This is a genomic window from Albidovulum aestuarii, from assembly GCF_029961185.1.
Taxonomy (GTDB): domain Bacteria; phylum Pseudomonadota; class Alphaproteobacteria; order Rhodobacterales; family Rhodobacteraceae; genus Albidovulum; species Albidovulum aestuarii.
This window is the reverse complement of the sequence record NZ_JASBQQ010000005.1, coordinates 174703-194229: the sequence shown is the minus strand read 5'-3', so window position 1 is coordinate 194229 and position 19527 is coordinate 174703. Positions and strand designations below refer to the sequence as shown.

Annotated in this window: 16 protein-coding genes; 12 read left to right on the top strand and 4 right to left on the bottom strand. The window is 61.2% G+C overall.

The window, feature by feature from the left end; translation table 11 throughout:
* Positions 1-3 precede the first annotated feature (3 nt).
* Complete coding sequence (locus QKW60_RS13150; protein WP_282369328.1) at positions 4-969, top strand: TDT family transporter; 966 nt, start codon at positions 4-6, stop codon at positions 967-969.
* On the opposite strand, the gene QKW60_RS13145 is transcribed toward QKW60_RS13150, so the two are convergent.
* Positions 966-1664, bottom strand: coding sequence for a type 1 glutamine amidotransferase (locus QKW60_RS13145; protein ID WP_282369327.1), 699 nt, complete (start codon positions 1662-1664; stop codon positions 966-968). The two genes, QKW60_RS13150 and QKW60_RS13145, sit on opposite strands and share 4 nt — an antisense overlap.
* Positions 1665-1809: 145 nt before the next feature.
* Between QKW60_RS13145 and guaB the strand changes: the two genes are divergently transcribed.
* From guaB to QKW60_RS13130, 3 genes are all read left to right on the top strand, one after another.
* The gene (gene guaB, locus QKW60_RS13140; RefSeq protein WP_282369325.1) at positions 1810-3258 is read left to right on the top strand and encodes an IMP dehydrogenase; all 1449 of its coding nucleotides are present in this window, start codon (positions 1810-1812) and stop codon (positions 3256-3258) included.
* Between the two features lie 58 nt (positions 3259-3316).
* The gene (locus QKW60_RS13135) at positions 3317-4501 is read left to right on the top strand and encodes an RsmB/NOP family class I SAM-dependent RNA methyltransferase (protein WP_282369323.1); all 1185 of its coding nucleotides are present in this window, start codon (positions 3317-3319) and stop codon (positions 4499-4501) included.
* Positions 4502-4600: 99 nt separating this feature from the next.
* Positions 4601-6913 (top strand): ATP-binding protein, encoded by a 2313-nt coding sequence (locus QKW60_RS13130; RefSeq protein ID WP_282369322.1) that lies wholly within the window; start codon positions 4601-4603, stop codon positions 6911-6913.
* A 75-nt stretch (positions 6914-6988) separates the two neighbouring features.
* Here QKW60_RS13130 and QKW60_RS13125 read toward each other — a convergent pair whose 3' ends face one another.
* Positions 6989-7594, bottom strand: a complete 606-nt coding sequence (locus QKW60_RS13125; RefSeq protein WP_282369321.1) for a sulfotransferase family protein — start codon at positions 7592-7594, stop codon at positions 6989-6991.
* Between the two features lie 191 nt (positions 7595-7785).
* On the opposite strand from QKW60_RS13125, the gene recA reads away from it, so the two are divergent.
* The 7 genes from recA (at position 7786) to QKW60_RS13090 (ending at position 15474) form a co-directional block, all read left to right on the top strand.
* Positions 7786-8862, top strand: a complete 1077-nt coding sequence (gene recA / locus QKW60_RS13120) for a recombinase RecA (protein ID WP_282369320.1) — start codon at positions 7786-7788, stop codon at positions 8860-8862.
* A gap of 85 nt (positions 8863-8947) precedes the next feature.
* Positions 8948-9307, top strand: a complete 360-nt coding sequence (locus tag QKW60_RS13115; protein ID WP_282369318.1) for a nuclear transport factor 2 family protein — start codon at positions 8948-8950, stop codon at positions 9305-9307.
* A 92-nt stretch (positions 9308-9399) separates the two neighbouring features.
* On the top strand, positions 9400-12063 hold the full coding sequence (gene alaS, locus QKW60_RS13110; protein WP_282369317.1) for an alanine--tRNA ligase: 2664 nt from the start codon (positions 9400-9402) through the stop codon (positions 12061-12063).
* Positions 12060-12356 carry a DUF1330 domain-containing protein gene (locus tag QKW60_RS13105; protein ID WP_282369316.1) on the top strand — a complete coding sequence of 99 codons (297 nt, stop codon included), beginning with the start codon at positions 12060-12062 and terminating at the stop codon, positions 12354-12356. The genes alaS and QKW60_RS13105 overlap by 4 nt, the downstream gene beginning before the upstream one ends.
* A complete protein-coding gene (locus QKW60_RS13100; RefSeq protein ID WP_282369314.1) occupies positions 12356-12844 on the top strand; it encodes an MOSC domain-containing protein in 489 nt (162 codons plus the stop codon). The genes QKW60_RS13105 and QKW60_RS13100 overlap by 1 nt, the downstream gene beginning before the upstream one ends.
* A 147-nt stretch (positions 12845-12991) precedes the next feature.
* Positions 12992-13783: a class II glutamine amidotransferase gene (locus QKW60_RS13095; RefSeq protein ID WP_282369312.1), complete on the top strand. Its 792-nt coding sequence runs from the start codon at positions 12992-12994 to the stop codon at positions 13781-13783.
* 146 nt (positions 13784-13929) lie between these two features.
* Positions 13930-15474: a trimethylamine methyltransferase family protein gene (locus QKW60_RS13090; protein ID WP_282369311.1), complete on the top strand. Its 1545-nt coding sequence runs from the start codon at positions 13930-13932 to the stop codon at positions 15472-15474.
* Between the two features lie 75 nt (positions 15475-15549).
* On the opposite strand, the gene QKW60_RS13085 is transcribed toward QKW60_RS13090, so the two are convergent.
* Positions 15550-15834, bottom strand: coding sequence for a DUF6477 family protein (locus QKW60_RS13085; protein ID WP_282369310.1), 285 nt, complete (start codon positions 15832-15834; stop codon positions 15550-15552).
* 220 nt (positions 15835-16054) lie between these two features.
* On the opposite strand from QKW60_RS13085, the gene QKW60_RS13080 reads away from it, so the two are divergent.
* Entirely contained in the window at positions 16055-17194 is a 1140-nt protein-coding gene (locus QKW60_RS13080; protein WP_282369309.1) for a DUF6456 domain-containing protein, read from the top strand.
* Positions 17195-17250: 56 nt separating this feature from the next.
* Here the strand turns inward: QKW60_RS13080 and katG are convergent, their stop codons facing one another.
* Complete coding sequence (katG, locus tag QKW60_RS13075; protein WP_282369308.1) at positions 17251-19425, bottom strand: catalase/peroxidase HPI; 2175 nt, start codon at positions 19423-19425, stop codon at positions 17251-17253.
* Between the last annotated feature and the right edge of the window lie 102 nt (positions 19426-19527).

Below are 19527 nucleotides of genomic sequence, written 5' to 3'. Positions count from 1 at the left end.
GAGATGGCGTTCAAACCTCCAGCACCGACCAAGCCCGGATTGTGGCGGCGCACTCCTCCGGCCGTCTTTCCGTCGATCATGGGGCTGTTCGGTCTCGGCCTGGCCTGGCGGCGGGCCGCAGGGGCGGTTTCCGGGCCTGATGGGATCGGTGAGGCGATCCTCGGCGCGGCGTCGTTGCTGTTCGTCTTCGCGTTGGTCGCCTATCTATCAAAGCTAGCTCGTCGGCCAGGTGTGTTGATCGAGGAACTACGCATCCTGCCGGGACGTGCCGGGGTCGGCACAATGGTGCTGTGCCTCTATCTTCTGGCGCTTGCCTTGGCACCCTATGCTGGTCCCATCGCATTTGGGATAACGATGGCCGGGTTTGTTGCCCATGCCCTGCTGGTCACGATCCTGATCTATGTTTTTGCAACCGGACCGGCAGAGCAACGGCGTGTTACGCCGGTCTGGCACCTGAATTTCGTCGGCTTCATCATCGGTGCTCTGGCGCTGACCCAACTGGGTTCACCGCTTGGGGCGCTCGCGGTGTTCGGCGTGACGACACTGATCGCGGTCTGGATCTGGGCTGTTGGGCTGGAGCAGGTCCTGCGCGAAACTGTGCCACCGCCCTTGCGCCCGATCCAAGCGATCCATCTTGCTCCGGCCGCGCTTCTTGGATTGGTGGCCATGGCGCTCGGGCTTGAAACGGTGGCCACTTGTCTTGCAGCATTGGCTGCCGTGATTCTTGTCTGGCTTCTCGTGCGTGTTCTGTGGCTGACGGCTGCTGGCTTTTCAGCACTTTGGGGGGCTTTCACGTTCCCTGCCGCCGCGACAGCATCCTTGTGGCTGACATTGGGCGGCATTTGGCATTGGCCCGGAATCGCGGCGTTAGGACTTGCCACCTTCATCGTCCCGCCGATTGCATTCCGGGTTCTGCGTCTTTGGGCAGGCGGGCAGCTAGCAGTAAAAACCAACGCTGCGACTGCCTAGATAAGACTGACCCAAGCGCGGGCAAGTGCAAGACCTGCCGCGTCTGCTCTGGCACCGTGACTGGCTTCTTCAGTTGCGTGATCCCTGTGCCAGCCGGGCCTCATTGCTTCGGCGGCATCCTGGAAGTCGCGGGTCCAGCCCGCCACAACAGCGCGATTGGCTTCGAAGTGGAACTGCGTGCCATAGATCGCTCGTCCGATGCGGAAGGCTTGATGGGGCGCCGCCGCGCTTTCGGCCAGATGCACCGCGTTCTCAGGCAAGGTGAACGTATCGTGGTGCCACTGGAAGATCGGAAAAGCTGCCCCGGCCGAGGAAAGCACCGGATCGCTTGAGCCGGCATCGGTCACCTGAACGTTGCACCAGCCGAATTCAGGCGCCGCCCCGATCAGATTCGTCCCGCCATATCCGCGCGCCAGCAATTGCGCGCCCAGGCAGATGCCGAGAACAGCGCGATCGGCTTCACCGAAGTTGCGCATCAATCGGGACAGCGGTTCAAGGTAGCGATGGTCGGCATCGTCGATCGCCGATTGTTCGCCGCCGAGGACGACGAGGGCATCGAAGGCTTCCGGGCCGGCGGGAAGGCGACTGTCCTGCCGTGGCCGGAACAGAGTGGTCTCGGCCCCGGCTTCGTCCAGCGCCCGTCCGACAGCACCCAAAGACGTGTCGGCAATATTCTCGACGATGGCGACCCGCATCATATCCTCCCACGTTTTTCCGGATTGAGCACGGCGGAGGGCCCGGCGCAAGCATTTGGCGTTTTTTCGGGGAATTAGGGCTTGCCATCCCGATCCCCCCATGAAACAGGGAAGCGCCAAACGAAAGCTCCCTATGAGGTCCCCCATGGAGATTCGCGAGGCTCTCACCTTCGATGATGTGCTTCTGGTTCCCGCCGCGTCGAGCGTCTTACCGTCCGATGCCGATACGTCGACCTGGGTGACGAAGTCGATCCGGATGAATATCCCGCTTCTCTCGTCGGCCATGGACACGGTGACCGAGGCGCGTATGGCCATTGCCATGGCCCAGGCGGGCGGGATCGGTGTGGTTCATCGCAACCTCGACATCGAGCAGCAGGCGGCCGAAGTCAGCCGGGTAAAACGGTTTGAAAGTGGCGTCGTCTACAACCCGATCACGCTGACCCCGAACCAGACCCTCGCCGACGCGAAGGCGCTGCAGGAGCGGTATAACGTGACCGGTTTTCCCGTAGTCGATGAACGTGGTCGCGTCGTTGGTATCGTGACCAACCGTGACATGCGTTTCGCCTCGGATGACGAGACGCCAGTCAAGGTGATGATGACTGCGGATAATCTGGCGGTGCTGACAGAGCCTGCGGATCTCGATCAGGCGAAGTCGCTGATGAAGGCGCGGCGCATCGAGAAACTGCTGGTCACGGACGGGCAGGGCAAGCTGACCGGTCTCCTGACGCTGAAGGATACCGAGAAAGCAGTCCTGAACCCCCACGCCTGTAAAGACGAATTGGGGCGGCTGCGCGTCGCGGCTGCATCGACCGTTGGTGACGCCGGTTTCGCGCGGTCTCAGGCGCTGATTGAAGCTGGCGTGGACATGGTGGTGATCGACACGGCCCATGGTCACAGTGAAGGCGTGGCGAAGGCGGTGGAGCGGATCAAGGCGTTGTCGAACAATGTGCAGGTCATCGCCGGGAACGTGGCGACAGCCGAGGCGACGCGGGCGCTGATCGCGGCCGGTGCCGATGCGATCAAAGTCGGCATCGGGCCGGGGTCCATTTGTACGACGCGGATCGTCGCCGGTGTCGGCGTGCCGCAGCTGACCGCGATCATGGATGCAGCGGGGGCGGCGGGCGAGACGCCCGTGATTGCCGATGGCGGCATCAAGTATTCCGGCGATTTTGCCAAGGCCATCGCGGCGGGGGCCTCCTGCGCGATGGTGGGATCCGCCATTGCGGGCACCGATGAAAGCCCCGGTGAAGTTATTCTTTATCAAGGGCGTAGCTTCAAAAGTTATCGTGGCATGGGCTCGCTTGGCGCCATGGCGCGCGGCTCGGCCGACCGCTATTTCCAGAAGGATGCTGCCTCGGACAAGCTGGTGCCAGAAGGAATCGAGGGGCAGGTGCCCTACAAGGGTTCCGCGGCGGCGGTGGTGCATCAACTTGTCGGCGGCCTGCGTGCGGCGATGGGCTATACCGGAAACCGGACGGTGGCCGACATGCGCAAGAACTGCCGTTTCGTGCGTATCACCGGGGCGGGCCTGAAGGAAAGCCACGTCCACGATGTGCAGATCACGCGCGAAAGCCCCAATTACCGGGTGATGTAAAACCAAGTGATCGCCTTGCCCTGCAGGGCGATCCTCAAGCGGATCGGAAGGCGGGATCATGACCCCGGCGGCACGGCTTGGCGCGGCAATCGACATTCTGGACCAGGTGCTGGACGGGGCCGCGGCTGAACAGGCCTTGACCTCGTGGGCGCGGGCCAGTCGCTTTGCCGGTTCCGGTGACCGGGCTGCGATCCGAGACCATGTCTATGACGCTTTGCGTTGTCTGCGGTCGTTCACTGCGCTCGCCGGTGCCGATACGCCGACCGGACGGGCGCTGATCCTCGGTTTGCTTCGCGCCGCGGGGCGGGACCCTGATGAGTTTTTCACCGGCGAAGGTCACGCGCCTTTGCCGTTGTCGCAGGCCGAGCGTGATGCCCTTGCTGCCGCCCCCGAAATGGACGCGCTGCCCGCGGCCGTGGCATTGGATTGTCCCGATTGGTTAGCGGCACCACTTGAGAACGTTCTGGGGGAAAACTTTGTACCTGTCTTGCAGGCTTTTCGTAACCGCGCACCGGCTATCTTGCGGGCGAATGCCGTGCGCGCCAGTGTTCCGGTGGCTATCGGGGTGTTGAAGAGTGATGGCATCGAAGCACGACCGCACCCGCTGACCCGGACGGCCATCGAAGTCACTGAAAATACAAGGCGTATCCGGAATTCCAAGGCGTATCGCGATGGATTGGTGGAGCTTCAGGACGCAAGCCCGCAAGCCGCCGTCGCTGCGCTGCCACTCCGACCGGGCATGCGGGTGCTCGATTTCTGCGCGGGGGGCGGTGGCAAGACACTGGCGATGGCCGCCCTTTGTCAGGCCGAGTACGCAGCCCATGATATCGCACCGCAAAGAATGCGTGATCTGTCCGAGCGTGTCCGCCGCGCGGGGGTCTCAGTCACGATCCGGGACGAAAAAGCACTATTGGGGATGTGTTTCGACCTCGTGCTGCTGGACGTGCCGTGTTCGGGCACTGGCACATGGCGGCGGGCGCCGGACGCAAAATGGGCTCTCACACCCGAGAGGCTTTCAGACCTGTTGCGGATTCAGGCTCGCATTCTGGACCGGGCTGTAGATCTGGTCGCGCCGGACGGGTCGATCGCCTACATGACCTGCTCGCTGCTGGCATCGGAGAACCGGGAACAAACCGACGCGTTCATCGGCCGCCATCCCGGCTGGAAACGCAGCGACGAGCGGGTCTTTACGCCGGTCGAGGGCGGGGACGGCTTTTACAGCACACTATTGACGAGAGAGTAAGCGTAAGTTTACACAATTTATAGTAGTGCTTCGACGAGAGTTAATCGTCGGTTAAGCATTTCCCGTCGGAATGCGGAACATCCGAATCTGAAAGGGGGAATGAAGGTGTCGTATTCGGCGCTAGATCCGCATCCGATGACCCGAACGGCTTTGCGATTTTCGTCGAACGGCCACTACCTCGTTCTTGCGTCGTTTGGTTTCGCGGTTCTTGCATTCACCGTTGCAGATGGGATTGCCGCACTTGTCGTTTGCGGTATGTCGGGAGCATTCGCGATACTGGCCGGCCTGATTGCATTGCTGAAAAACCAGCACGCCAAGGCCTACGATAATCTCCAGTCTCAGTTGTCCGCATTCATCGCCCATGATGCTGCGCCGAGTTTTACAACCGATATTGCGGGAGAGATCGGGTCGCAGAACAAGGCAGCGTTGGAACGGTTCGGCCGACGGGGCGGGCAGACCCTGACACGGGCCCTTGACGACGTCTTTGCCAGCCCGGCGACCGTGTTGCATCGGATGCAGGAATTGGCAAAAGCGAATGGTGCCGCGCATGAGGACTTCGTCACCCGAAAGGGACATGCGCGGCTTGCCGTGCACAAAATTGGTGAAACCGGATTCCTATGGCGGTTGGAGGATATGGTGGACCGCGGGGCAGGTGGGCGCAACGCGAACTCGATCAGCCTTCCGATGCTCACGGCGTCGAAGACCGGGATGATCCTGTTCATGAACGAGGCCTTGAAGCGCCTCGTTGGCGACCGGGTCAAGACGCTTGACGGCATCTTCAATGACTTGCCGCTCCGACCCGGAGAGGAGCACGAAATTTCCAGTGCGGCTGGACCGGTCAGGACGCTCATTGCGGCCATCGAGGGCAATGGAGGACGGCGGGAAATTTATTTCTTACCGGCGGCGGCGTTTCCCGTGCAAACGGGTGATCCGACGGCCTTCGAAACTCTGCCCGTGGCATTGCTCCGACTTGATGATGATGGACAGTTGACCGACGCGAACCGGGCCGCGCGGACATTGCTTGGCAATGTTGAAATCGGGACGGCGTTTGCAACCATCGTTGAGGGATTGGGAAGGCCGGTTGATGACTGGCTCGCCGACGCGTTGGCGGGCCGTGGTGAACGGCGACCCGAGGTTCTGAAGGTACGCCGCTCGGATCAAGACGCTTTCCTGCAAGTAACTCTGACCCGGGTTCTCGAAAATGGCAGCCCCGCGCTGGTTGCCGTTCTCTCGGATGCGACCCAGTTGAAGACGCTCGAGGCGCAGTTTGTCCAAAGCCAGAAGATGCAGGCGATCGGCCAACTGGCAGGCGGTGTCGCGCATGATTTCAACAATCTTTTAACTGCGATTTCAGGGCATTGTGACCTTCTCTTGCTGCGACATGACAAGAGCGATCCGGATTATGCCGACCTTGTGCAGATCAACCAGAATGCCAATCGCGCGGCGAGCCTTGTTGGTCAGTTGCTGGCGTTTTCCCGCAAGCAGACGCTGAAGCTGACAACCATTGATCTGCGCGACACACTTTCGGACCTTACCCACCTTCTGAATCGACTGGTTGGTGAAAAGGTGCGCCTTTCACTCATGCATGCAACCGATCTTGCGCCGATCCGCGCCGACAAGCGACAATTGGAACAGGTCATCATGAACCTCGTCGTCAACGCGCGTGATGCGATGCCGCAGGGGGGGGAGATACGTATTGAAACTGAAACTGTGATGCTGAAGGAAGATCTGCACCGCGACAGGGCAACGATTGAGCCAGGAGACTACGTTATCGTCCGCGTCACCGATCAGGGCTGCGGCATTTCGCCAGAACAGCTGCCGAAGATATTCGAGCCGTTTTACACTACAAAACGCCAGGGGGAAGGCACGGGGCTCGGCCTTTCGACTGCGTATGGAATCATCAAGCAGACTGGCGGCTTTATCTTCTGCGATACGGTGCCGGGACAAGGCACGACGTTTTCGCTGTATTTCCCGGCCCATGAAGCCTCTGACGTGGCCGAGACAGAGGAGGTTCCGGCCGTGCAGCCGCGCCGCGTCACGCAATCGGGTGAGGGTGTCATCCTGCTGGTTGAGGACGAAGCCCCGGTCCGCGCCTTCGCCAGTCGGGCACTCAGGTTAAGAGGCTACACGGTGATCGAGGCGGAGAACGCGGAAGACGCCCTGAAAGCGCTCGAGGATGAGGCGTTGGCCGTCGATGTTTTTGTCACCGATGTCATCATGCCCGGTATGGATGGTCCATCCTGGGTTCGCGAAGCATTGAAGGCCCGCCCGAATACCCGGGTCGTTTTCGTGTCGGGCTATTCCGAGGAAAGCCTGACACAGACCCGCGAACGCATTCCGAATTCAGTGTTTTTGCCAAAACCGTTCTCTCTCAGTGAATTGACGGCGACAGTTCAGGGGCAAATCCACTAATCCCCATTTGTCGGGAACTTTCTTCCGAAGCAGCGGATTTGCGGCAGCGCGAAATGCGCGTTCCCGGCTTTGGGATCAGGCGGGGTGTTCCACATTCAACGTATCATAGAGGGCGAAGTCGCGCACGCATTCCTCACGCAATCTGCGCTCAAGGTCGGGCGCGAGGTTGGTGGTTCCTTCCGGAGAAACATTGAGCCGCGGCAGCGATATCTCGCAATCCAGCCGGTCTTCGAGAAACCGAACAAAGGCCGGCATATCGTCGTAGCGAAAGATCCTGTCGACGCCCGGGCCGCGTTCGGGGATCAGAAATCGGCTCTGACGTCCGACATTGGCGTAACTGGGTTGCGGGTCGCTGAGATAGCCCTCGACGAATGTGTCGAAACTGACGTCCTTGGTGCTGTTTTCCTTATGTTGGCTGCCCGGCCGTTGCCGGTACCGGTACCAGCTTCCGAGCCAGTCAAGCGGTTCGCGCATTACCGCGACAACCATGAAATCTTCATCCGCCGCCTGGCCGAGATAGGGGGCGAGGTATTTCCAGTACCGGAAGGCGGATGTGTGCTTAAGTTCCGGCGGCCGCTGGATCACGACACTGGCAAGTGGTTCCAGGGCGGCCTCAATTGCCGTTGATCCGGTTTTCGGGGTCGCAAGATAGACCAATCGTTGTTTCCAGAAAACCAGCATCACGTCTCCATCAGGGCCCGGAACGAGAAAACACGTTCCCGTTAACTAAAGATTTACCGAAAGAAGAAAAAGTCGATTTTAGGAAAATTGGGTTGATCTGTTCGTGTTTTGATCTCATAACGACGAGAACAAGAGGCGAACAAGAGCAATGATTGCCGCGCCCTATCGGGTGTGAAATAAGGAAGCAAAACATGGCGACAGCGGATCTTCTGAGCATGAACGACAAGCGCAGCGCGGACAAACAAAAGGCGTTGGACAGCGCATTGGCGCAAATCGAGCGGCAGTTCGGCAAGGGCTCCATCATGAAGCTCGGCGCCGATAACCCGGTGATGGAGATCGAGTCGACCTCGACCGGGTCTTTGGGGCTCGACATCGCTTTGGGTATCGGTGGCCTTCCAAAGGGGCGAGTGGTGGAGATCTACGGGCCTGAAAGCTCGGGTAAAACCACGCTGACCCTGCACGCGGTTGCGGAAGAACAAAAAAAGGGCGGGGTATGCGCCTTCGTCGATGCCGAGCACGCGCTTGACCCTCAATATGCCAAGAAGCTGGGTGTGAACCTTGATGAACTGCTGATCTCGCAGCCTGATACCGGTGAACAGGCGCTGGAGATCGTCGATACGCTGGTACGGTCGGGCGCGGTGAGCATGGTCGTCGTTGACTCGGTCGCGGCGCTGACGCCGAAATCCGAACTGGAAGGCGATATGGGCGATTCGAGCGTGGGTGTTCATGCGCGCCTGATGAGCCAGGCGATGCGCAAGCTGACCTCTTCCATCAGCCGGTCGAACTGCATGGTGATCTTCATTAACCAGATCCGCATGAAGATCGGTGTGATGTTTGGGTCGCCGGAAACCACGACGGGTGGTAACGCCCTGAAATTCTATGCCTCTGTCCGTCTCGATATCCGCCGCATCGGGTCGATCAAGGACCGCGATGAGGTTGTGGGCAACACGACCCGCGTAAAGGTTGTGAAGAACAAGGTCGCCCCGCCCTTCAAGCAGGTCGAGTTTGACATCATGTATGGCGAAGGCATCTCCAAGACCGGCGAGTTGATCGACCTCGGGGTCAAGGCTGGCGTCGTGGAAAAGTCGGGTGCCTGGTATTCTTATGGCGACGAACGCATTGGTCAGGGCCGCGAGAATGCCAAGCAGTTCCTGAAGGACAACCCCGACATCGCCTGGCAGATCGAGGACAAGATCAGGGCGAGCCATGGTCTCGATTTCGGATCGTCGGATGAGGACGGGCCCGGCGACGAGGTCATGGAGGCCTGACCCCGAAACGTTGCCCTGTGGCACATTGACGGTATCATGACGGCGCGGACAGGGTTGTCCGTGCCGTTTTTTCTTGGGGGGCCTGATGGGGGCATACGAAGCCATAGCCGCGGTTGTTGAGGACTATGTGACGGGAATGGCGCGGGGAGATGGCACATTGCTCCGCCGCGCCTTCCATCCGAAAGCCGCCTCAATCGGGCATTTCGATGGTGGGCTGGAATGGGCGAATGTCGAAGAGTTCATCGCAGCCTGCGAAACCGAGGCGATCGCCGCCGATACGCCGGTCCCGCCGCATGAGATCGAGTCGATTGCGATTGCCGGAGATACGGCGATCGTGCGGGTGCACGATGTCTGGGCTGGTCTCAATTTCCGCGACACGCTGACGATGCTTCAGCATGAGGGCCGCTGGCAGATCGTTTCAAAGGTCTTCCTGCACCTGAACTGAGCGCGATGCTGCACCGCAGGAATATGGACATGGGGGCCGACAAGGGCTAACACGCCAAGGCTGATCCCTTCCGCCGAAAGAGGCCTGCCCCGATGCCCAGCCTGAACGACATCCGCTCGACCTTCCTCGACTATTTCCGGCGCAACGATCACCGGATCGTCGACAGTTCTCCGCTGGTTCCGCGCAACGACCCGACCCTGATGTTCACCAACTCGGGCATGGTGCAGTTCAAGAACCTCTTCACCGGGGTGGAGACGCGGGATTATGTGCGCGCCTCGACCAGCCAGAAATGCGTGCGCGCGGGCGGCAAGCACAACGACCTCGACAATGTCGGCTATACGGCGCGGCACCATACCTTCTTTGAAATGCTGGGGAATTTCAGCTTTGGTGATTACTTCAAGAATGAGGCGATCCCCTTCGCCTGGGAGTTGCTGACCAGGGATTTCGGGCTGAACAAGGACAAACTTCTGGTTACGATCTATCACACCGACGACGAGGCGGCGGGGATCTGGAAGAAGGTTGCGGGAATTTCCGACAGCCGCATCATCCGCATCCCCACGGACGACAACTTCTGGCGCATGGGCCCGACCGGCCCCTGTGGCCCCTGCACCGAGATCTTCTACGATCATGGCGACCACATCTGGGGCGGCCCTCCGGGCTCGGCCGAGGAGGATGGTGACCGTTTCATCGAGATCTGGAACCTTGTTTTCATGCAGAACGAGCAGTTCGAGGATGGCTCCATGCGCGCGCTCGACACGCAGTCGATCGACACCGGCATGGGGCTGGAACGGATCGGCGCGCTGTTGCAGGGCAAGCACGACAACTATGACACCGACCTGATGCGCAGCCTCATTGAGGCGTCGGCCCATGGCACCTCCTCCGATCCCGACGGGCCGGGCAAAGTCCATCACCGGGTGATCGCGGACCATCTGCGCTCCACCTCGTTCCTCATTGCCGACGGGGTCATGCCGTCGAATGAGGGGCGCGGCTATGTGCTGCGGCGGATCATGCGCCGCGCGATGCGGCATGCGCATCTTTTGGGCGCTCAGGACCCGCTCATGCACCGGCTGGTTCCCGCGCTGGTTCGTCAGATGGGCGCGGCCTATCCCGAACTGACCCGTGCGCAGGCACTGATCGAGGAAACGCTGAAGCTGGAGGAAACCCGCTTCAAACAGACGCTCGACCGCGGTTTGCGGCTTCTGGACGACGAACTCGGCAAGCTTGGCGAAGGTCAGCCGCTTCCGGGCGCTGCGGCCTTCAAGCTTTACGATACCTATGGTTTCCCGCTTGACCTCACGCAGGATGCCTTGCGGGAAAAAGGTCGCAGCGTCGATGTCGAGGGCTTCGACCATGCGATGCAGGAACAGAAGGCCAAGGCGCGGGCCGCCTGGGCCGGGTCTGGCGAAACACAGGACGCGACGATCTGGTATGATCTCGCTGAAAAGCACGGGGGCACCGAGTTCCTCGGCTACGATACCGAGACGGCGGAGGGCCAGATCCTTGCGCTGATCGCGGATGGCAAGGAAACGGGGGCGGCTGCGACGGGCACCAAGGTGCAGATCGTCGTCAATCAGACACCCTTTTATGCCGAAAGCGGCGGTCAGGTCGGCGATACCGGGCTGATCCGCACCGATACCGGCATGGCACGGGTGACCGACACGAAGAAATCCGCTGGTGTCTTCATTCATATCGCGGAGGTCAGCGAAGGTGAGATCGCGCGGGGTCAACCGGCGAAGCTGGAAGTGACCCATGTCCGCCGCACCGCGATCAGGGCGAACCATTCGGCAACGCACCTTTTGCACGAGGCGCTCCGCAAGGCGCTTGGCAGTCATGTCGCTCAGCGCGGCTCGTTGAATGCCGAGGATCGCTTGCGCTTCGATTTCAGCCATTCAAAGGCGCTGAGCATTGAGGAACTGGCAGGGGTCGAAGCCGAGGTGAACACGTTCATTCGTCAGAATGCGCCCGTCGAAACCCGAATCATGACGCCCGACGATGCGCGCGCCATCGGCGCACAGGCGCTCTTCGGAGAGAAATACGGTGATGAGGTGCGCGTGGTCTCGATGGGCCATGAGGCCGGATCGGGCAAGGGCGCGGATGGGTCAACCTATTCGCTGGAACTGTGCGGCGGCACGCACGTGAAGCGCACCGGCGATATCGGCGCCTTCGTCACACTTGGTGACAGCGCTTCGTCCGCCGGGGTGCGTCGGATCGAGGCACTGACCGGGCAGGCAGCACTCGATTATCTGCGCGCGCAGGATCACCGGTTGGCCGAAGTGGCGCTGGCGCTTAAGGCGCAGGCCGCAGATGTTCCGGCGCGGGTGAAAGCGCTGATGGACGAACGAAAGGCGCTGGCAAACGAAGTCGCGCAACTGCGCCGCGAGCTGGCGATGGGTGGCGGGGCTGCGGGTGCGGCCGCGGACCGAGAGGTCAATGGCATCAGGTTCCTGCCGCAAGTCGTCTCGGGCGTCTCGGGCAAGGACCTGCCAGCGCTGGTCGATGAACTGAAATCGCGCGTCGGCTCCGGCGCGGTGCTGGTCGTGGCCGATACCGGCGGCAAGGCAGCCGTCGCGGCGGGCGTCACAGCCGACCTGACCGCGCGGCTTTCGGCTGTCGATATCGTCAAGGCGGCGGCAGAAGCACTTGGCGGCAGGGGCGGCGGCGGGCGGCCTGATATGGCGCAGGCCGGGGGTGCGGATGCGTCGAAGGCCGATGATGCGGTCAAGGCCGCCGAGGCGGTGATCGGAGGGGTAAAATGAGCGATACGAAATCGGCGCTGTGGATTGCGCATGTGAAAGTGACGGACGCCGAGGCCTATGGAAAATATGCCGCCGCAGCCGGTCCGGCGATCGCCAAACATGGCGGGGTATTTCTGGCCCGTGGCGGTCGGTATGTGCAGCTTGAGGGCAATGACCGGCCGCGTAATGTCGTGGCGCGCTTTCCGTCGCTGGAGGCGGCTGTCGAGTGCTATAACAGCGCGGAATATCAGGCAGCACTTGCCCATGCGAAGGGCGCGTCAGAACGCGACCTGATGGTGGTTGAGGAAGCCTGATGGTCGCCCTTGCCCGGCTTCTGGCGACCCATGCCGGGGCAGGGCGGGTGACATGGATCGGGCTTCGCCCCGCGCGGCTGGCTGAGCTGGTCGCCGTGACCGAAGTAGAGGTGACCGAGGCGGGTCTTACTGGCGACCACGCCCGCGCGGGCCGCCGGGCACTGACGCTCATTCAGGCCGAGCATCTGCCAGTGATCGCGGCGCTATGCCGACAGGATCATGTCACACCGGACCTTCTGCGCCGCAATATCGTGGTTGAGGGGATCAACCTGACGGCGCTTCGCCATTCCCGACTGGTAATTGGCGGGGTCGAGATCGCCCTTACCGGTCCGTGCCCGCCATGCTCTCGGATGGAGAAGGCATTGGGGCAAGGCGGCTACAACGCCATGCGCGGCCATGGCGGCTGGTATGCTGAAGTGATCCGGCCCGGTCGGATCAGGGTTGGCCACACGGTAGTGTCGAAGGCGTCGGAGCCGCCCGCTACGTAATGCAGCTCGACGCTGAAACCGCGACACATGAAATCTGTCGATATTTGTCATCCGCCGCGCTAAATTAAGCCCAAATCAACGAGGTGCGCGCCAGACTTCCGCAAAGGGGAGGATTTTGGCAACCCGCCCGCGAGCAGAGGTAAGAATATGTGCAGATGGGCAGCCTATACGGGCACTCCGATCTTTCTTGAGGATATCGTCAGCCGCCCGGGGCATTCGCTGATCCACCAGAGTCAGTGCGCGTCGGAGTGCAAATCGGCGATCAACGCAGATGGGTTCGGGCTCGCATGGTACGGCGAACGAGAGGAACCGGGGCTTTTTCGCGACATCCTGCCCGCGTGGTCCGACCCGAACCTGCGCTCGCTGACCGCACAGGTGAAATCGCATCTGTTCCTCGCTCATGTCCGTGCCTCGACTGGTACCGCGACCAGCCGCAACAACTGCCATCCCTTTGCGGTCGGGCGCTGGTCGTTCATGCATAACGGCCAGATCGGTGGTTATGACGGCCTTCGGCGCGATGCCGAGATGCTGATCCCTGATCAGCTTTATGCCCACAGGAAGGGGGCGACGGACAGCGAGGCCCTGTTCCTGATCGCGCTCGGCGAGGGGCTGGATGATGATCCGAAAGGGGCACTGGAACGCGCCACGGCACGGATGGAGGCCCTTTCGCGTGAAAAGGGTACTGGCCCGCATGTCCGCATGACCGTGGCTTTTTCTGACGGAAAACGGCTTTACGCCGCGCGCTATGCGACCGACGACAAGGCACCCACGCTCTACCATCGCTGGTCCGAAACCCGGGTCGGCCGCGCGGTTGTGTCCGAACCGCTGGAGACCGGTGAATGCTGGGAAGCAGTGCCACCCGGCAGCTTCTGTACCTTTGACGGCGAGGCTGTGACGGTGGAACCCTTCGCGCCCGACTGTTTGGCCCGCGCCGCCTGACCATCAGGGCGCGACCTCTGGTCCGATTGTCGCTTACGGTACCGTCAAATGTCGTTTTCGCCCGCGAAACGACGCATCCCGCGTTCGGGAAAAGGGCAATCCGAGTACAAGGTGGCCGAAACCGACTTGTCAGGAGACTCGAGGACATGAGTGAAGTTGCGGAAGGCCGGCGGGCACGGGGTGGCGGCGGTGCCGCACGGCGGGCAGAACGGACGGCTGTGCGTATCGAATGCGCGAAGTTCATCGAACGCAACATCCCGAACCTCGAGATTCTGAACGATGAGGCGCTGGAGATCATCGAAGCCAATGCCGAGACGATTCTCGAAGAAGTTGGCGTCAACTTCGTCGAAAACCCGGAAGCGCTGAAGCGCTGGAAGGATGCCGGTGCCGACGTGCACGGCGAACGTGTGCGCATCCCGAAGGGCCTTGCCCGCCAATTGTGCAAGACCGCACCCTCTTCCTATGTCCAGCACGCCCGGAACCCTGAGCGTAACGTGACCGTTGGCGGCCGTGGTCTTGTGCTTGCGCCCGTCTATGGTCCGCCCTTCGTGCGCGATGCTGATGGCGGGCGCCGCTATGCGACGCTCGACGATTTCCAGAAATTCGTAAAGCTCGGCTACATGTCGAAATGGTTGCATCATTCCGGCGGCACGGTTTGCGAGCCGACCGATATCCCGGTGAACAAGCGTCACCTCGACATGCTGCTGGCGCATATGACGTTGTCGGACAAGCCGTACATGGGCTCGGTGACGGAACCGGTCCGGGCCGAAGATTCGGTCGAGATGTCAAAGATCCTGTTCGGGTCCGACTTTGTCGACCAGAACACGGTCATGACCTCGCTCATCAACATCAACTCGCCGATGACCTTCGACGGGATCATGATGGGCGCGCTTGAGGTCTATGCGAAGGCCAATCAGGCCGCGATCATCTCGCCCTTCATCGTCGGCGGCGCGATGGCGCCGGTGACGGTCGCGGGTACACTGACGCAGGTCATGGCGGAAGTGCTGGCGGGCGTCGCTTACAGCCAGCTCATCCGCCAGGGCGCGCCGGTGATCTTCGGTGCCTTCGTGACCTCGATCGACATGAATTCTGGCGCGCCGACCTTTGGCACACCTGAAGCGGCGCATATCACCTACGGCGCGGGCCAACTTGCCCGGCGCATGGGGCTGCCCTACCGGTCGGCAGGCTCGTTCTGCGGATCGAAGCTGCCGGACGCTCAGGCGGCATACGAGACGTCGAACTCGCTTAATATGGGCCTTCTGGCCGGTGTGAACTTCATGCTGCATTCCTGCGGCTGGCTTGAGGGCGGTCTTGTCTCGTCCTTCGAGAAGTTCGTGATGGATGCCGATCAACTTGGTGTTCTGCATCACATCGCCAAGGGCATCGACATGTCCGAGACCGGGCAGGCGATGGACGCGATCCGCGAAGTTGGTCCGGGTGGTCACTACCTCGGCTGTGCCCATACGCAGGCAAACTTCAAGCAGGCCTTCTGGCGCACCGAACTGCTGGACTACAAGCCGTTCGAGACCTGGGACGAAGAAGGGGCCCGCGACACAGTTGCGCTCGCCAAGGCGCGTGTTTCGAAGCTGCTGAACGACTACCAGAAGCCCGCAATGGATCCTGCGATCGAAGAGGCGCTGAACGAATACGTGGCGAAGAAGAAGGCCTCGATGCCTGACGCCTTCATGTGATCGTCGTCTGGCGGCGTCAAAAGTCACAGGGCCGCCCCGGATCGGGCGGCCCATTCCATTGGTGGCAGGTCGAAGTCACGCACAGGACCTGAGCAGGCGGACCTCCGCCATCATTGCGATCAAAACCTCGATATGGCGTGTGAAGGAGTAGCTGGCATCGCCGGTCCGGCGCGTCGCTTCGATCCGTTCTTCTTCTTCCATCAGAATGGACAATGCCCTGTCGGGGTCAGGGACCGCATTGGCCCGCACGAGGCGCTTCAGGTCACGGTTCCGGTTGTATTCGGCCAACCCGGCCCTCGCTGCGCGGATCAAAAGCCGGGGGCGGCGCAACTCCTGAAGCATCGACGGAAGATCGGACATCAGTTTCCTCCATGTTGAAAACAACCGGAGAATGAAACAGGAAGTCCCGGTGTTGCGGATTGTCGCCGGGTAGCGTCCGTATCTTTCAGAGAAATTTATAATTTATCAATAATTCTCGGGATCGTGCTCGCCTTTAACGATCAGGTAACGAATGCAACCGACGGTTGATCCTATTGTGGTTAATGCAGCGTAAATTGCTGTAGGAAATTCGGGGGACTGAATGACGGTTATGGCCCAACCGCCAGCGGCATTGCCTGGCTGGCTGCCAGAAAATGCGCGCCTTTATCTGCGTCATGTCGAAGAGGGGCTGTCGCTGCGCGCTCTTGCCCGGTTCGAAGGCTGCCATGCGTCAACAATCCTCAGAAAAGTCCGCGCGTTTGAAAACCGACGCGATGACCCGCTGATCGACGAGGCATTGAACCGGTTTGGTCGGCTCTATGTCCCGCCAAGCTGGTCCGAACGAGCACGAAAGACGGAAACAGCATGTCAAAAACAGGAAGGAGCCTGCCATATGAGTGCACCGGTCCGGTCGACCAAGTGTCACGTCCCCGATGAAGCCGCATTGCATCGGGAAGCCCGCCGGATTCTCCGGCGGTTATGTGAAATCGGTGCTGTTCTGGTCGTTTCGACCGAGATGGAAAAGGCCGTTGTATTAAAGGGAACGGTCCGGACAGGTGTTGTCGACAGAACCGTGGCGCAGGCATTCGCCCTGAAAGACTGGATCGCCGTGCAAAAGCCGGGCCGGGTGACGACCTACGAGATTACCGGGGCAGGGCGCGCAATGCTGAAGCGTCTGCTTGCGCAAGACCAGGCATCGCGCAGTCCGGGATTCGCTGAAACGCAGAACCGGTTTTCGGAACAACACCGGGATTGGGGCGAACGCGATATTACCGAAGCGGGGGCCGACAATCGGCATCGGGTCCGATACAACCTCGCCGAGAGCCCGCTGACAGTGCTGGCGCGCCGGAAGGAAAAGGACGGCAATCCCTTTCTCAGTTCGGATCTGGTCGCTGCGGGTGAACGACTGCGCGAGGATTTTGAGCTCGCTCAGTTGGGTCCGAGAGTTGCACAGAATTGGGACAGGTTCCTGACAGCGGGCGACAGGGGCAGTTTTTCCGGCGGTGTTGGCGGCGGATCCGGACAGGCGCGCGATCGGGTTGCCGCAGCACTACGTGATCTTGGTCCCGGGCTTGGCGACATGGTCCTGCGCTGCTGCTGTTTTCTGGAGGGGCTGGAGGCCGCGGAGAAACGCATGGGCTGGTCGGCGCGGTCGGGCAAGATCGTCCTGCGCATCGCGCTTCAGCGCCTGAAGCGCCACTATGACGAGACCTATGGCGGGCAGTCTCCGATGATCGGCTAAATAAAAAGCGCCCCGGCTTCCGGGGCGCTTTTCTGTTTCAGCGGATGGATAAACCGTCAGTTCAGATCGAACCGGTCGGCGTTCATCACCTTGGTCCAGGCCTTCACGAAGTCGCCGACAAAGGCACCGGCGTTGTCGTCCTGAGCATAAACTTCGGCGATTGCGCGAAGCTGGGAGTTCGAACCGAAGACCAGATCAGCCCTTGTGCCGGTCCACTTCACCGCACCGGAGGCAAGATCGCGGCCTTCGTAAACCCCGTCACCTGCGGCGCTCCACTTCGTGCCCATGTCCAGAAGGTTGACGAAGAAGTCGTTCGTCAACTGACCGGCACGCTCAGTCAGGATACCATGCTTGCTGCCGCCGCTATTGGCGCCGAGGACCCGTAGGCCGCCGACCAGCACCGTCATTTCGGGCGCGGTCAGGGTCAGAAGCTGGGCGCGGTCGATCAGCATCTGTTCTGCCGGGACGGCGTATTTGCCCTGCATGTAGTTGCGGAATCCATCTGCCTTCGGTTCCAGAACGTCAAAGGCTTCGACGTCGGTCTGATCCTGCGACGCATCCGTCCGGCCCGGGGTGAACGGAACCTCGACACTGTGACCCGCCGCTTTCGCAGCCTGCTCCACGGCCGCGCCGCCTGCCAGCACGATCAGGTCGGCGAGCGAGATCTTGCGGCCACCCGCAGCAGAGCCGTTGAACGCGGCGCGGATTCCCTCCAGGACAGCGAGCACCTTGGCGAGTTGCGCAGGGTCATTGACCTCCCAGTCCTTCTGCGGCGCAAGACGGATACGGGCACCGTTGGCACCGCCGCGCTTGTCCGAACCCCGGAAGGTGGAGGCAGAGGCCCAGGCCGTCGCGACCAGTTCCGACACTGAAAGACCGGATCCGAGAACCTTTGCCTTGAGGTCGGCGATATCGGAGGCGTTGACCAGCGGGTGGTCGACCGCCGGAATCGGGTCCTGCCAGATCAGGTCTTCGGCCGGAACCTCCTTGCCAAGGTATAGCGCCTTTGGCCCCATGTCGCGGTGGGTCAGCTTGAACCAGGCGCGGGCGAACGCATCGGCGAATTCTTCGGGGTTGGCGAGGAACCGGCGCGAGATTTTTTCGTAAGCCGGGTCCATGCGCAGCGACATGTCGGCCGTCGTCATCATCGGACGGTGTTTCTTGGACGGGTCATGGGCGTCGACGACCATGTCCTCTTCGGCTACGTCCTTGGCCAGCCAGATATTCGCGCCGGCCGGGCTCTTCGTCAGTTCCCACTCATATTTGAAGAGAACCTTGAAATACCCCATGTCCCACTTGGTCGGGTTGGGCTTCCAGGCGCCCTCGATGCCGCTGGTGATCGTGTCATAACCTTTGCCCGTGCCGTGCGACGACAGCCAGCCGAAGCCCATCGCTTCGATCGGGGCGGCTTCGGGTTCGGGGCCGACAGCATCGGCCGGACCATTGCCATGGGCCTTGCCGAAGGTGTGTCCACCCGCGACGAGTGCAACTGTTTCCTCGTCGTTCATCGCCATGCGGCCAAAGGTTTCGCGGACGTCGTGGCCCGAAGCGACCGGATCGGGATTGCCGTTCGGCCCTTCCGGGTTGACGTAGATGAGGCCCATCTGAACGGCGGCCAGCGGATTTTCAAGGTCGCGCTCCCCAGAATACCGCTTGTCACCGAGCCAGGTGTCCTCATTGCCCCAATAGATGTCCTCTTCCGGCTCCCAGATGTCGGCGCGGCCGCCGCCGAAGCCGAAGGTCTTGAATCCCATCGATTCTAGCGCACAATTCCCGGCGAGGATCATCAGGTCGGCCCAGGAAATCTTGTTGCCGTACTTCTTCTTGACCGGCCAGAGCAGGCGCCGGGCCTTGTCGAGGTTGCCGTTATCCGGCCAGCTGTTGAGGGGCGCGAAGCGCTGCGCGCCAGTGCCGCCGCCGCCACGCCCGTCGCCCGTGCGGTAGGTTCCGGCACTGTGCCAGGCCATGCGGATGAAGAGCGGGCCATAGTGGCCGTAATCGGCAGGCCACCAGTCCTGACTGTCGGTCATCAGGGCATAGAGGTCCTGCTTCAACGCGTCGAGGTCTAGCGATTTAAAGGCCTCGGCATAGTCGAAGTCGGCACCCATCGGGTTTGACTTTGCAGAATGCTGGTGAAGGATCTTCAGGTTAAGCTGGTTCGGCCACCAGTCCTTGTTCGATCTGCCGCCCGCAACGGTGTGATGTACCGGGCATTTGATGTCGCCGTCCATGTATCCTCCAATCGGTTCGATGTTTTGTCCCGACGGCGGTTGGAACCCGGGAAGGGCTCCTGTTCCGTTCCGACGGGATCGGGATTTGCAGCGTGACTATGG

Bases quoted from the DNA above. Each gene is read 5' to 3' on its own strand.
- QKW60_RS13150 (WP_282369328.1), top strand. From the start codon at position 4: ATGGCGTTCAAACCTCCAGCACCGACCAAGCCCGGATTGTGGCGGCGC.
- QKW60_RS13145 (WP_282369327.1), bottom strand. From the start codon at position 1,664: ATGCGGGTCGCCATCGTCGAGAATATTGCCGACACGTCTTTGGGTGCT.
- guaB (WP_282369325.1), top strand. From the start codon at position 1,810: ATGGAGATTCGCGAGGCTCTCACCTTCGATGATGTGCTTCTGGTTCCC.
- QKW60_RS13135 (WP_282369323.1), top strand. From the start codon at position 3,317: ATGACCCCGGCGGCACGGCTTGGCGCGGCAATCGACATTCTGGACCAG.
- QKW60_RS13130 (WP_282369322.1), top strand. From the start codon at position 4,601: ATGAAGGTGTCGTATTCGGCGCTAGATCCGCATCCGATGACCCGAACG.
- QKW60_RS13125 (WP_282369321.1), bottom strand. From the start codon at position 7,594: ATGCTGGTTTTCTGGAAACAACGATTGGTCTATCTTGCGACCCCGAAA.
- recA (WP_282369320.1), top strand. From the start codon at position 7,786: ATGGCGACAGCGGATCTTCTGAGCATGAACGACAAGCGCAGCGCGGAC.
- QKW60_RS13115 (WP_282369318.1), top strand. From the start codon at position 8,948: ATGGGGGCATACGAAGCCATAGCCGCGGTTGTTGAGGACTATGTGACG.
- alaS (WP_282369317.1), top strand. From the start codon at position 9,400: ATGCCCAGCCTGAACGACATCCGCTCGACCTTCCTCGACTATTTCCGG.
- QKW60_RS13105 (WP_282369316.1), top strand. From the start codon at position 12,060: ATGAGCGATACGAAATCGGCGCTGTGGATTGCGCATGTGAAAGTGACG.
- QKW60_RS13100 (WP_282369314.1), top strand. From the start codon at position 12,356: ATGGTCGCCCTTGCCCGGCTTCTGGCGACCCATGCCGGGGCAGGGCGG.
- QKW60_RS13095 (WP_282369312.1), top strand. From the start codon at position 12,992: ATGTGCAGATGGGCAGCCTATACGGGCACTCCGATCTTTCTTGAGGAT.
- QKW60_RS13090 (WP_282369311.1), top strand. From the start codon at position 13,930: ATGAGTGAAGTTGCGGAAGGCCGGCGGGCACGGGGTGGCGGCGGTGCC.
- QKW60_RS13085 (WP_282369310.1), bottom strand. From the start codon at position 15,834: ATGTCCGATCTTCCGTCGATGCTTCAGGAGTTGCGCCGCCCCCGGCTT.
- QKW60_RS13080 (WP_282369309.1), top strand. From the start codon at position 16,055: ATGACGGTTATGGCCCAACCGCCAGCGGCATTGCCTGGCTGGCTGCCA.
- katG (WP_282369308.1), bottom strand. From the start codon at position 19,425: ATGGACGGCGACATCAAATGCCCGGTACATCACACCGTTGCGGGCGGC.